The following is a 14,061-nucleotide window of genomic DNA, read 5'->3' as shown; positions in this document are numbered from 1 at the left end:
ATGTGTTGTATTAGACTAAAATTTAATATTAAATCCGAATGTAAAAGTTTTCACATTTGGATAACTTCCATATTCCAGACCCAGATTCGTATTACTTCTGGCATTAGTATCATTCAGATAACTGGTCTCCGGATCTGATCCCGGATAATCGGTAATGGTCCAGATATTTTGTGCACTGATGTAAAAACGAACTTTGCTCAGTCCCATTTTAGAAACAATTTTTTCACTTAAACTGTATCCGACAGAGATATTTTTCAGACGGATATAACTCGCATCATACACAAATCTTGAAGTAACCCTTTTCGTTCTTGCCGCGTTGGCTGGAACGTTGGTATCGGTGTTGGTTGGCGTCCAGGCGTCTAAAACTTCTGTGGTAGCATTGTTATTTCCGGAAGCCAGTTCCATCAAGGTGTAATTTAAGACCTGATTGCCTTCTGAACCCTGGAAGAAGATATTTAAATCTAAATTTTTATACGTGAAATCATTATTCAGACCGAAAATGAAATCAGGATTCGGATTACCAATAATCGTTTTATCGTTGGAATCTAATTTTCCGTCACCGTTTACATCTTTAAATTTTTCACCGCCCGCAGTCGTTTCGAAGTTACCCGGAAGTGCCGTTTCTCCTTGTTGCAGTACACCGTCATAAATAAATCCGAAGAAAGAACCCACCGGTTGTCCCACTCTCAGAATCTGAGATTCTGTTGCGAGGAAATGTCCTGGTGTGGAGTTGATCAAAAGGTCTTTGTTATCGGCTAATTTCAATACTTTATTTTTGTTCGAAGAAATATTAAAACTGGTGGACCAGGTGAAATCGGCCCCGATAAAGTTTTTCGAATTAATTCCCAATTCCCAGCCTTTGTTTTCCAGTTCACCTACATTCTGAAGCTGCGATCCAATTCCCGAAACGCCCGGTAAAGGTCTGTTGAACAGCAAATCTTTGGTAATGGTTTTATAATAATCGGCTGTCAGGCTTATTCTGTTGTCAAACAAACCTAAATCAATTCCGTAATCCTGCTGATAAGACGTTTCCCATTTCAGATTTGGATTGTCTAATGAAGTCAGCTGCACCGCATTTACAATTACGTCACCGCTCACATCGTAAATTTCAGAGAATCTCGACAGGGTAGAGTAGGCCCCGATGGAAGGATTTCCGGTGGCACCGTAACTCGCTCTCAGTTTCAGGTTTGAAATGATTTTGCTGTCTTTTAAAAACTGTTCTTTGCTGATATTCCAGCCAATCGCTCCCGAAGGAAAAGTTCCGTATTTGTAGTTTTCACTAAAGCTGGAAGAACCATCGCGTCTGGCCGTAAACGTTAGTAAATATTTGTCGTCGTAATCAAAGTTCAACCTTCCGAAAGCAGAAATCAGTTCTGTTTCTGATAAAGAGGAATCCGGTTTTAAGAAAACCGTTCCGGCTCCTAAATTATGATACGAATTGGTGTTCGTTAAAAATCCTCTTGAAGCGGCAAAAGAGCTTTCGTTTTTATTCTTTTGATACGAATACCCTCCAAGCACCGTAAGGATTCCTTTCGAAATGATTTCTTTTTTATACGTCAGGTAATTTTCTGTCAGGAAAGAGGAATTTCTGTTGTTGCTCACAGAAGCTTCTCCTTTGATATTTTTTCCTGCAATTAAAGTCGAAGGAAGGAATCTTCCCGTCTGTGAATTAGAATCGGATAAGCCTAAAGTAGTTTTGAATTCAAGATCTTTTGTGAATTTATAATTGGCAAAAAAGTTGTTCCTGCTGACTACCGAAACTGTTTCCAGTATATTATCCATGGCTGTCGCATACGGATTATCGATATCGTCACCGATCGGAGCCGTAGACGTGTAACTGCCGTCTGCTTTATAAATTCCTAAATCAGGCATAAAACGGTAAGCTGCCGCGATAACACCTGCCGCCCCTGTACCACCGGCACCGGTTTGGGAAATAATTCCATCTTTGTTTTGTTTGCTCTGAAAAGTATTCAATCCCACTTTAAGCCTGTCGGTTAAGTCAGCTTCCAGATTGCTTACTATCGAATATTTGTCTATTCCGGAATTGATGACTACTCCGTTTTGGTTGAAGTAATTCCCCGAAACATAATATTTGATTTTATCAGAACCTCCTGAAAAAGACAGCGACGTATTCGAAACCAGTCCGTCACGATAAATGACGTCCTGCCAGTCTGTATCTGCCGGTCCTTGTGTGTGTGTCGTAAAACTTTTTCGGTAGGCAGCAAACTGATCGGCATTCAGTAAATGCAATTTATTGTTCACCGACTGGGTCGAAGTCGAATTGCTGAATTCAATTACCGGTTTTCCCGGTTTTCCTTTTTTGGTCGTCACCATAATAACCCCGTTGGATCCTCTTGATCCGTAGATCGCTGTTGCCGAAGCATCTTTTAAAACTTCAATAGAAGCAATATCCTGAGGTGCCGGCATCGAAACACCTGCAAAACCATCGACTACAATAAGGGCATCTCCACTGGCATTGATAGACGTTCCTCCACGGACCCTGATTTTCACGGGAGCGCCAGGTTCACCACCATTATTCGACTGAACGGCTACACCCGCAGCGCGTCCCTGTAAAGCCTGTTCGGCATTCAATAAAGGGTAAGCGGTAAGTTCTTTGGCCGTGACAGAAGACACAGAACCAGTGATATCACTCTTTTTACGGGTACCGTAACCGACTACAATTACTTCTTCAAGGTTTTTCGTATCGGGTTTCAGGCTGATATTGACAACGGTCTTGTTTCCTACCGGAATTTCAACGGTCTGGTATCCGACAAAGTTGAAAACAAGGACCGCATTTTTTTCGGAAACAAAAACAGAGTAATTTCCGTCCATATCTGAAGTGCCTCCCACAGACGATCCTTTGATATAAACATTGGCACCAGGAAGTCCGAGCAAGTCTTCACTGGAAGTGATTTTTCCGGTGACTTTTCTCTCCTGTGCATTCACAATAATGTTTCCCAGTAAAAAGACTACCAGAAAACACCATTTAAGCGACTTAATTTTTTGGTTTGTAAACATTCATTTTTTGGTTTAAGGTTAATGTTAGATCAAATAAAAAAGCAATAAACTCATTCCGATTATCAGAATCATAAACAGAAACTGCAGTAATATGAATTTTGTTTTTTTGAATTTCATACGACAAATGTATACGCCGAAAACGATATAGAAGTACAAAAAAGGGTATCTAAAAATACAGATACCCTTTTTTAAGCCTTGAAAACAGTGGATTTTTTATAGTACGGAGAGCGGTTTTGAAAATTTGTCAGCAAATTGTGACGGAGTTTCCCCATATCTTTTCTGGAAACATTTACTGAAGTATTTCGGATTGTTGAATCCGACTTTATAACTGACTTCTGAAACGTTTAATTTATTTTGTTCTAATAATTGCGCGGCACGTTTTAATCGTATTTCATGAATGAATTCGTTGGGCGTAAAATTGGTCCATGCTTTTACTTTTAAAAATAACATCGTGCGGCTGACCCCTAATTCGGAACAGAAAAACGGAATGTCAAACTGTTCATTGGAGATATTATCTTCTACAATTTTGAATGCCTTTTTTAATAATTCCTCATCCAGTGAAGAAACCGTTATTTCGGACGGCACAAAACTGTCTTCACTCGAAAACCTGGCTTTTAATCTTTCCGTAGAGTTCAGCAGGTTTTTGACCCGGAGTTTAAATTCTATCAGATTGAAAGGTTTGCTGATATAATCGTCAGCACCGCTTTCGAGGCCTTCAAATTTATACACCAGAGAAGATCTCGAAGTCAGTAAGATGACCGGAATATGACTGGTTTTTAGATTTTCTTTTATTCTGGAACACAGTTCTGTACCCACCATTTCGGGCATAATGACATCGCTGATAATTAAATTCGGAACATGCTGTAGCGCTTTTTCCAGAGCCGTTTTCCCATTGTCGGCGACTATAATATTGTAGTCTTTTTTGAGGAGATTTTTTATGAAATTCCGCAAGACCTTATGATCTTCAACGATAAGAATAGTTGGTTTTTCGGCATTCACGACGAAATCATCGATATCCTCGGGTTCAGTGGCTTCACCGGTTTCCAGTTGGGCAGTGTATTGTTGGATATCATCACTGATTTTGAAATCCTGGATAATTTCTTCTTCCTTAAGATGTGCCCTGCCCATCGGAAGGGTCACGGTAAAAATGACACCTTCTGTTTTTTTATTGACAACATCAATAGTTCCTTTATGCAGTTTTACAATGTTTTTTACGATTGATAAACCAATTCCTGTTCCCTTATTGTAGTTTTTCTGCACGTTGTTGTGCATCGGAATTTCAAAAAACAAATCGAAAATTTTATCGATATGCTGCCCGGCAATCCCAACTCCGGAATCTTCTACGGCAATATACAGGTTCTCGTGATCGTGATTGATTTTAATATGAATGCTCCCTCCTTTTGGCGTATAACGGAAGGCATTCGAAATCAGATTATAGAAAACACGTTCTAATTTATAGCGGTCAAAATAAACCAGGATTTCCTCTTCTTCCGCTTCAAAAGTATACTCATAGCCACCGTCTTTGGCGTATTCTATAAAAGACAAAAAGATTTCCCTGGTAAATTTGACGATATTTCCGTTGGCCGATTCGAGTGCGACCTGATGGTTTTCGAGTTTCCTGAAATCCATCAATCGGTTGATAAGGCTTAACAGATGGTTGGCACTTCCTTCAATGACCAGCAGCTTTTTGTACATTTCGTTGGTTCCGTTGTAATCGGCCAGTATTTGTTGTAAAGGCCCAAGAATCAGGGTTAAGGGTGTTCGGAACTCATGTGAAATATTGGTAAAGAAATCCAGTTTGGCGCGATTGTTTTCTTCGATACGTTTGGTTTCGAGGTATTCCAGTTCTAATTTTTGTTTCAGTCGGGCTTTCGATTTGATAATCCAGATTAAACCATACAAACCCAGCCCAATCAATATTCCATACAATAAAAAGGCCCAGATACTGCGCCACGGAGCCGGATTTACCGTAACGGTCAGTGTAGTGGGAGTGGTGTTCCAGACCCCGTCGTTATTGGCGCCTTTCACCTCAAAAACATAAGTCCCGGGATTCTGAATGGCAAAGATCGCTTCACTGTTTTTAGTGGTCGTCCAGTTGTTTTCCAGGCCAATTAAACGATAACTGTACTGATTGTTTTTGGATCGAATGTAATTTGGAATGGCAAAACTGATCGAAAAATTAGCTTTGTCATAATCCAGTGTGATGTCTTTGGTATATCCGATGCTTTTCGCTAATATTTTTGCCGAATCATTGGGCTGAATCGTCTGATTTTTAATTTTCAGACTGGTGATTAAAACCTGAGGAGCATAGCTGTTGATCGATATTTTTCCGGCATCAAAATAAGTCGCACCGGAGGGACTGCCAAAGTAGAATTTATTCGAGTCCAGTTTTAAGGAAGAATTGTCATTAAACTCATTACTTGCCAAACCATCTTTCTGGTCGTACAAAACCACTTTTTTCTGAGTGGTGCTGTATTTTATGAGGCCCTGATTGGTACTGATCCATAAGTTTTTATTGTCATCTTCCAAGATGGAATGTATCGAAGTAATAATAGTATTTCCGGCTCTTAAATTGACGCTGTTGAATTTTTTTCCATCAAAACAATGAAGCCCTTTTGCTTTTGTGCCGACCCAGATTTTGTTCTGGCTGTCCTGAAATAAGGTAAGAATATCGTCTCCTGATAAAGAAGAATTGTCAAAAAAGTAATGTTGGATGGCATATTGATTCGGTTTGAAAGTATTCAGGGGAATGCAATTCAGGCCATTTTGGGTGCCTACCCAAAGCCTGTTTTTCTTGTCAATCAGCAGCGTTCGAATGATATTATTGGTCAGGAAGCTGGCTTTTGCCGTATCGTTTCCGATGACGGTAAAGGTTTTGTCAGTCGAATTGTATCGGATGAGGCCTTTTCCAAAAGTGCCGATCCAGACGATTCCATTGGCTTGTGTTTTGAGGGCATAAACACCGGTTTCTTTTAATAATTCCCGTAATTCCGGACTAATACGGAGGTCTTCAATTCTTTTGGAGACCGTATTATAAGCCGATAATCCTTTCGAAAAAGTACCGATCCACAGTATGTTATCAGGAGAAAGCGACATCGATTTGATATCGTTTTTGTTGTGCTGTCCTGTTTTACTGTTGATATAACTGGTTGCTGAGGTATTCGGGTTGTAAATGGTAATTCCACCGCCTTCAGTACCAAAATAGATGTTTTTATTTTTGTCTGTAATGATCGAACTGATGACATCAAAACTCATCGGAATCTTTTTGGAGTTCTGGTTGTAATTCGAAAAATTGACATTCGAAACGTCCCAGATATTCACGCCTTTGTAATAACAGCCAATCCAGACGGAACCTTTTTTATCTACAAAAACCGATTTTACCTTGTCAATTCCGTTGTTGTTATTACTGTTGTTGATTTTCTCCAGGCTTTTATCTTTTGTGTAAATATAAATTCCGTCATAAGCGCCAATCCACAAAGCACCTTCGTTGTCAATAGCGAGAGAACGGATATCTGTATGGATTTCGCTGTATTTTTCATTTGGTAAGAAAGAAATAAAATGGCTTTTTGTATCCATTTTTAAAAGCCCTCTATTTTTGGTACCAATCCATAAATTGCCTTGAGTATCTTCTGCAATGGCTTGTACATTCAGGAGATCTGTCTGATTTAAAGGATAGTTTTGAAAGGATAGTTTTCCGTTTTTACGGCTGATCAGTTTGCATAAACCTTTTGTGGTTCCCACCCAGATTTCTCCTTTTGTGGTTTTTAAAACACTGAGAATATTGTTGCTCGCCAAAGTGGAAGTATCTGTATCGGAATGAAAAACAGAAGTAAAAAGCTTTGTTTTTTTGTTGAAAATACTCAGTCCTTTTGAGGTGCCAAACCAAAGTTCTTCTCCAATTTCCCTGATGCACCAGACGGCATTACTGCTGATGGTGTGATTCGTTTTATTGTGCAGGTATTTTTTGAACGTATTCGAAACCGGATCGTAGCAATTCAGTCCGTTGTAGGTTCCCACCCATAATTTTCCGGCATTGTCTTCTTCGATAGCCAGAATATCATTGTTGCTGATGGTCGTTTTATCAGTTGCATCATTTCTGAAAACGGTAAACTTACTGCCGTCATATTTGTTGAGTCCGTCACGCGTTCCGAACCACATTTGCCCCAATTTATCCTGATGGATGGCAATGACTGAACTTTGCGAAAGCCCGTCGGTGGTGGAGATGTTTTTGAGACGGTATTTATTCTGGGAAAACAAATTCCCAGTAATAAAAACAAAAACCAGAAAGACTATCTTGTATTTCATAGCGTTTTTTTTTAGGTGCAAAGGTGCAAAGGTGCAAAGGTTCAGAGGTTCAAAGGTTCTTAGTTGCTAAGGTTTAGAAGATCAAAGTGTTGAAGTTTATGTAATCGATTTTCTGTAATAATCACTGCATCTCTGAAACTTTGTTACTCTGTCCCTTTGCATCTTTGTACCTGACTTCATTTTAAGCGCTTTTTTAATTGATACTCATATAAGGAAGGCACTTTTTCCATTGACTGATTTAAAAACTCGATATACGGATCTGGTTCGTATTTTACTTCGAATTTGGCATTTCCATTGACACCAATGATCCTTGCCAACGGACCGTCTTTCATGCCGTAAAGCAAAACTGGTTTTTGAATTTCCTCCGGATTTATCACTTGTACGTTGAGGTTCCAAAAAGTACTGTAAGGTCCGTGAGAAGGTTTCCAGTAGTCGGCACCGCCACCGCCAAATAAAGCATAGCTGTTATTGCTGTCCGGAGTTATATGGACCGTAATATGATCGAATAAATTCTGGTGATTCGCGCCGGAATGCTGATCTAAAACAGGATCGGCAAAGACTTCACAATTCTGGTAGACATTTTTAGTAGCAAACGTATTGAAACTCAACGGGTGAACGGCTTTGTTATAGACTTTTAAATTCTTAACCAAAACGTTATGAACGCCGCCTAAGGTTACAGTATAATGCGCCATGTGGTTTCCATCGGTTACAATATCCTGAATGGTTACATTGGCAATTTCTTCTGCCAGAATTCCACTGTCGGCATTGGTGATGGTAACATCTCTGACCCAGCTGTTAAAAACACGGGTTAGGAAAATAGCGTTGTTTCCCGGTTCTACATGATGCGCTACTCTCGGAATGTCCGGAAAGGTAAAACGCAGGTGCTCTATACCGACTTCGCTTAAATGTTTCCATTCTGTTAATTGTGCCTGATAACCTGGTTTGATGGAGATTGTCAGAGGCGTTTTTAAGGTGATTTTGGAGCCCGAAATTTTGGTAATTTCAACCTGCTGTCTTACGATAGGTAATTTTGGAAATTTCCAGTGATGTGACCCTGGTTTTACATTGGCGCCTTTGTATAAATCTTTGATGATTTCGCCATTTTCCCCGTCTTTATTGAATAATTGTAATTCCACAACATCACCTACTTTCAATCCGTTTACTTCTGACACGGTTATAATGTGTTCGCCCATATTGCCACTGTTGACTTTCGCTAAACTTGCAGGAGCAGGCTCGTACTTATCCAGATAGGATTTTACTCGTTCCCCCGGAATCTGGGTCCAGATAAAACCTCCTGACCAGGCATATTGTGAAAAAGGCAAATCAATATTGTTTTCATTTTCACGTTGTCTTTTATCGAAAGTGGTGAGGTATTCGCGTAATTCCGCCAGTGATTCAGGATCTTTTAAGTACATCATGGGTCTGGGGCAGTAAATCTCTGTTCCCTTGGCACCGGAACCTGCGCCGCGAAGGACGAAATTACTTCTTTCAAGATATAAAACAGCGCTTAGTATAATCCTTCCGGCAGGCAATTGCAGGATTACATTTCCTTCAACAGCATTGGCTGCCTGTATGGCTTTTAATAAGGCTTTCGAATCGTCTAAATCATCATTTGCTTTTACGCCAAAATCTGTCGCATTAATAATTTTGCCTTGAAATTCGGGAAGACTGGTTTCTCCAAAATGATAGCCTGCGTAGCTGAAATCGGGTAAGTAATTCGTTTTTGGATCCGCAAGTATTTTTGGTATTTGCTGACCTGTTACACTGCTGTTTATAAAAAGACTGCAACAAATGAGGAGGATTTGGCGGGTCATGTTTTGTGGTTTTTTGTGGTGGTTAGTAAAGCTGGTATTCTTTGGGAGTTATATTTGGGTCATAGGCGCAAAGTTTTTATTTTGTTTGTAATGTGGCTGTTTTTTATTGTGTAATTGTATTTCACGCAAAGGCGTAAAGTTTTTTTATTGGTTTAATTGTATTTCACGCAAAGTCACAAAGTCGCAAAGTTTTTATGTTGTTTTGTAAGTTTTTGCTTTAATTTATATTTTCACGCAAAGTCGCAAAAGCGCAAAGTTTTTATATTGTTTTATAAGTTTTTGGTTTAAAAAAATCCGTTTAATCTGTGAAATCTGTGGCAATACATTCATAAGAGGCCAAGCATTTTTTCATTTCGACGTAAGGAGAAATCACACTAGAAAATCTATACTGGAAGTTGCAAATCTTTGCAGAGTTTCGAGTGTGATCCTTCGTTCCTCAGGATGACAAAAATGTTACCGAACTTTGCGGCTTTGCGTGAAATCTTCACTCCTAAAAACAATCCTTTTAATCTGTGGCTAAAAAAAAACTTAAATGCTTCTTTTAATCCCCATTTCAAGGCCTCTCAATTCGGCAAGACCTCTTAAACGGCCAATTCCCGAATATCCCGGATTTGTTTTTTTATGTAAATCGTCCAGCATCTGATGACCGTGATCCGGACGCATCGGTAAATTGCTGCCGTTTCTTTTTTCAACTTCCAAAATGGCTTTGACCACTTCGTACATATCGACGTTGCCTTCGAGATGATTGGCTTCGTAGAAACTGCCTTCTTCATCTCTTTCGGTACTTCTTAAGTGGATAAAATTCATTTTGTCACCATGACGTCTTACAATTCCGGGCAAGTCATTATCTGCTCTTACTCCGTAGGAACCGGTACACATTGTAAACCCGTTTGATTTAGAATCTATTGCGGCCATCAGTTCCATCAGATCTTCTTCGGTACTCACGACTCTTGGTAATCCTAAAATCGGGTAGGGCGGATCGTCCGGATGAATGGCCATCAGTACCCCCGCTTTTTCTGCAACAGGAATAATTTCTCTTAAAAAGAAGAAGAGATTGTCTTTTAGTTTTTGCCTGTCAATATGATTGTAACCGCTTAGAGTTACCAGAAAATCTTCTACTGAATATGCTTCTTCGGCTCCCGGAAGCCCGGCCAGAATGTTCTGCTGTAATTTTACTTTATCAGCATCAGTCATTCCTTCGAAGTATTGAGTCGCCTTTTCAATCTGTGCAGGAGTGTATATTGCTGAGACGCCCGGTCTTTTCAGAATAAACAATTCGAAAGCCGCGAAAGCATTAATATCAAAACGTAAAGCTTTTGATCCGTCGGGCATTTCATAAGACAAATCGGTTCTGGACCAGTCTAAAACGGGCATGAAATTATAACAGATACATTTAATGCCGCACAAGGCAAGGTTTCGGATGCTTTCTTTGTAGTTTTCAATGTACTGCAGGTATTTTCCGGTTTGTTTTTTAATGTCTTCATGCACCGGAATACTTTCCACAACAGACCATGTTAAACCCGAAGCACCTTCTTTGGGATCTCCATTTTTGTGTTCAATTTCAACTTTTCGTTTTATTATTTCTTCAATCTGCCATACTTCCCCATTTGGGATATGGTGCAGTGCCGTGACAATTCCCGTTGCTCCGGTTTGTAAAATATCTTGTAAAGAAACCGGATCGTTTGGGCCGAACCATCTTAACGTTTGTTCCATTCCATTTTATTATTTGATAGTTATTTTAAATACTTGTTGCAGCAAATCCACCATCGACTTTCAGGATGGTTCCTGTTACAAATTTTGACATATCACTGCATAAAAACAGCAAGGCGCCGTCTATATCCTGAGGGGTTCCAAATCTTCCCATTGGTGTATGTTCAATGATTTTTTCACCTCTTGGAGTCAGTTTGCCCTCCGGAGTCAGTAATAAGGCACGATTTTGTTCTCCGATAAAAAAGCCCGGTGAAATAGCATTAACCCGAATTCCTTCTCCATATTTGGTAGCCAGTTCGACCGACATCCATTGGGTGAAATTGTCGATTGCTGCTTTTGAAGCCGAGTATCCTACAACTCTGGTCAAAGGTCTTTGTGCAGATGCTGATGAAATGTTGATAATAATTCCTTCTTTCTGTTTAGCAAAAAGGGCTGAGAATACCTGCGACGGAAGCATGGTTCCGATGATATTTAAATCAATTACCTTTTGTAAGTCTTCGGTTTTTAAATCATAAAATCCCTGATCGGGACTGATAGTCGCTCCTGGCATATTTCCGCCGGCAGCATTAATCAGAATGTCCAGACGACCGTATTTTTCTACTATTAAATCTTTTGCTTTTTCTAATTCTTCCTTGTTTAATACATTGGCCTGAATCGCAAATGCTTTTCCTCCGTTTTTTTCAATTTCTGCCACGGTAGTGTTGGCTTTTTCGATAGATTGGGAGACGATTCCCGTAATAACGCCCTGCCTGGCCAGTAGGTTTGCCATATTGCTTCCAAGTACGCCGGCGCCGCCTGTAATCAGGGCAATTTTTCCTTTAAGGTTAAAGATTGAATCCATATTTGAGTTACTATAAATTTATTTTTTTCGGATGGTTTCAATCAAAGACAAAACCCTTAACGTTTCCTTTTCGATGGTATCGTACGCTCCGTGTTCCATTACTTTTTTACTGATCAGTCTGCTTCCCATTCCAACTGCTGAAACTCCTGCTGTAAACCAGCTTTGAATGCTTTGCAGGGTCGTTTCTACACCTCCGGTAGGCATAAAAATCAGGTTGGGGAAAATATCTTTTATACCGCTCAGGAAATCCGGTCCCAGGATGTTTCCCGGGAAAAGTTTAATGAATTGTACTCCCGCGTTTTCTGCTGTTATAATTTCAGTTGGCGTCATACAGCCCGGCACATACAAAACTTCTTTGCTTGTCAGGAAATCAGATACTTCTGCAACAAAGCCGGGGCTTATAAAAAAATCAGCTCCGATGTTGTGAAATTCTTCTGCCTGTTCGATATTTTTTATGGTACCGATTCCTAAAAGCATTCCGGGCATTTCGGCATTTCGTATTTCAACCATTTTCCTGAAATTGGACGCTGCTTCCGGACCTCTGTTGGTGTATTCAACCGCTTTGATTCCGGATTTGTAAAGTACGCGCAGTACTTCGATACTTTTGTTCTCATCGGTATTGAAATACAAGGGAAGAATTCCTTGTTGTACAATAACATCTATGGTATTCTGAATAGTGTTCATAGCTTATATTTTTACTTTAAAAACGATTTTTTTTAATAATCCTTCGCCAATCATGGCGGCGTGTACATCTTCCGGAAACAGGATAGCAAACTGTTTTTCCTCCAATTGAAAAAACATATCGGGAGCATCATGAAAAAAACGAACGTCTTTTTCGTCACTGTAATCCCCGTTTGGATGGGTGCATTTCTCTCTCGGTTTCCAGGCAAAAGTCTCAGGTCCTTTAATGGAAATCTGAATGTCAATATTTTTGTCATGGCATTCAAAACCTTTAATACTTTCTGCTCTGGTAGTTCCTTCGCCCGCAATTACAATTATTTTCAGGCCCTCTGTAATTTCAAAACTTCCTTCTTCCAGTTTGGACAGGTCATTTTGGTTTACGTAATCGAAAGCTTTTTTAAAATTCGGATGCAGGCTGTAATATTTTGTGGCATTATGTAATGAATCTATTATCATTTTTTTGCGTTTTATAGTGAGTTGTTTGTCTTGGGGTTAAGGCGTTTTTTCTTTTTAAAATACTATTTTTGTATTTTCTCGTGTACGCACACGGTTTTTTACAAATGTATGTAAAAAGTTAACTCAAAGCATTTATCTTTGATAAAATAATTAAATGTACACATTTATAGAATCCTTTTAACTTAAATACAAATAATATCATAACAATAAAAAAAATAGCAGAATTAGCCAGTGTTTCGCCGGGAACTGTCGACAGGATTATTCATAATCGTGGACAGGTGACGCAGGAAAATGTCGATAAAGTAAATGCTATCATTGAAAAATACGGCTACAAGCGAAATATTCTGGCGAGTAATCTGGCGCTGAATAAAAAATTTCATTTTGCCATTTTTTTACCGAAATATGAAAATCTCGAATATTGGAAAAGCCAGATTGCCGGAATCGAAAAAGCCGCCATTGAATTTCGAAAGTTCGGCGTTGTGCTGGATTATTTTTTCTACGATTTTGATATGGCTTCTTTTAGGGAATCTGTTCAAAAAGTATTAAATTTTGAATGCGACGGATTGTTGTTTGCTCCTGTCTTTTACGACGAATCCATTCGTTTTTTGAAGGAATATGAGAAAAAGAATATTCCGGTAGTCATGATCGATTCTCATATTAAAAGCAATCAGGAACATACTTATGTAGGGCAGGATGCTTTTCAGAGTGGTTATCTGGCCGGAAGACTGATTAGTTTTGCAGTGAAAAACGAAAGGCAAGTACTGATTTTTAAGATTACCAGAGAAATAGAAAGTACATCGGTTTATTTGCAGCGTATTGATGGGTTTTATTCTTTCTTTAAGGATCACGGGGAGCTGAACAATTTCAGGTTCTCAGAAGTAACAATTAAAGATTCCGGGATTGACCAATTACATATGGATCTGTTTTCAGGGGTTAACAGCGTTTTCGTACCTAATTCCAGGGCTTATATTGTCGCCCGGTTTTTAGAAAAAAACAATATAAAGGGCGTTCGTATTATTGGTTATGATTTACTGAAAGAAAATATCGAATATTTAAATAAAGGAATAATTGATTTTCTGATCAACCAAAGACCCGAAGAGCAGGGGTACATGGGGATTAACCATTTGTATAAAAAAAGAGTTTTGCAGGAAGCCGTAGAAAACACGCACTATATTCCGCTGGAAATTATAGTGAAGGAGAATTATTTCCCGGCTAAGAAAACACTTTAAATGTAAA

8 protein-coding genes are annotated in these 14,061 nt (G+C 39.3%); 1 reads left to right on the top strand and 7 read right to left on the bottom strand.

All coding sequences use genetic code 11. The features are described 5' to 3' along the window. Positions 1–15 precede the first annotated feature (15 nt). The 7 genes from GJU43_RS04460 to GJU43_RS04430 all read right to left on the bottom strand — a co-directional run bounded on the left by GJU43_RS04460 (position 16) and on the right by GJU43_RS04430 (position 12,825). The gene (locus GJU43_RS04460) at positions 16–3,018 is read right to left on the bottom strand and encodes a TonB-dependent receptor (RefSeq protein ID WP_154339621.1); all 3,003 of its coding nucleotides are present in this window, start codon (positions 3,016–3,018) and stop codon (positions 16–18) included. A gap of 213 nt (positions 3,019–3,231) precedes the next feature. Further along, positions 3,232–7,323 carry a two-component regulator propeller domain-containing protein gene (locus GJU43_RS04455; RefSeq protein WP_154339620.1) on the bottom strand — a complete coding sequence of 1,364 codons (4,092 nt, stop codon included), beginning with the start codon at positions 7,321–7,323 and terminating at the stop codon, positions 3,232–3,234. 176 nt (positions 7,324–7,499) lie between these two features. Beyond that, positions 7,500–9,137 (bottom strand): hypothetical protein, encoded by a 1,638-nt coding sequence (locus GJU43_RS04450; RefSeq protein ID WP_154339619.1) that lies wholly within the window; start codon positions 9,135–9,137, stop codon positions 7,500–7,502. 528 nt (positions 9,138–9,665) lie between these two features. Beyond that, positions 9,666–10,850 carry a mannonate dehydratase gene (uxuA, locus tag GJU43_RS04445; RefSeq protein WP_154339618.1) on the bottom strand — a complete coding sequence of 395 codons (1,185 nt, stop codon included), beginning with the start codon at positions 10,848–10,850 and terminating at the stop codon, positions 9,666–9,668. 25 nt (positions 10,851–10,875) lie between these two features. Next, positions 10,876–11,688 carry an SDR family oxidoreductase gene (locus GJU43_RS04440; RefSeq protein ID WP_154339617.1) on the bottom strand — a complete coding sequence of 271 codons (813 nt, stop codon included), beginning with the start codon at positions 11,686–11,688 and terminating at the stop codon, positions 10,876–10,878. A gap of 18 nt (positions 11,689–11,706) precedes the next feature. After that, positions 11,707–12,372: a bifunctional 4-hydroxy-2-oxoglutarate aldolase/2-dehydro-3-deoxy-phosphogluconate aldolase gene (locus GJU43_RS04435; RefSeq protein ID WP_154339616.1), complete on the bottom strand. Its 666-nt coding sequence runs from the start codon at positions 12,370–12,372 to the stop codon at positions 11,707–11,709. Positions 12,373–12,375: 3 nt separating this feature from the next. Continuing rightward, a complete protein-coding gene (locus tag GJU43_RS04430) occupies positions 12,376–12,825 on the bottom strand; it encodes a YhcH/YjgK/YiaL family protein (RefSeq protein ID WP_154339615.1) in 450 nt (149 codons plus the stop codon). A gap of 197 nt (positions 12,826–13,022) precedes the next feature. Here GJU43_RS04430 and GJU43_RS04425 point away from each other — a divergent pair, with 197 nt between their 5' ends. After that, positions 13,023–14,054: a substrate-binding domain-containing protein gene (locus tag GJU43_RS04425; protein ID WP_370455498.1), complete on the top strand. Its 1,032-nt coding sequence runs from the start codon at positions 13,023–13,025 to the stop codon at positions 14,052–14,054. Positions 14,055–14,061 lie beyond the last annotated feature (7 nt).

The sequence above is a fragment of the Flavobacterium sp. LC2016-23 genome (assembly GCF_009674775.1).
Lineage (GTDB): Bacteria > Bacteroidota > Bacteroidia > Flavobacteriales > Flavobacteriaceae > Flavobacterium.
This window is presented reverse-complemented; position numbering and strand designations above follow the sequence as displayed.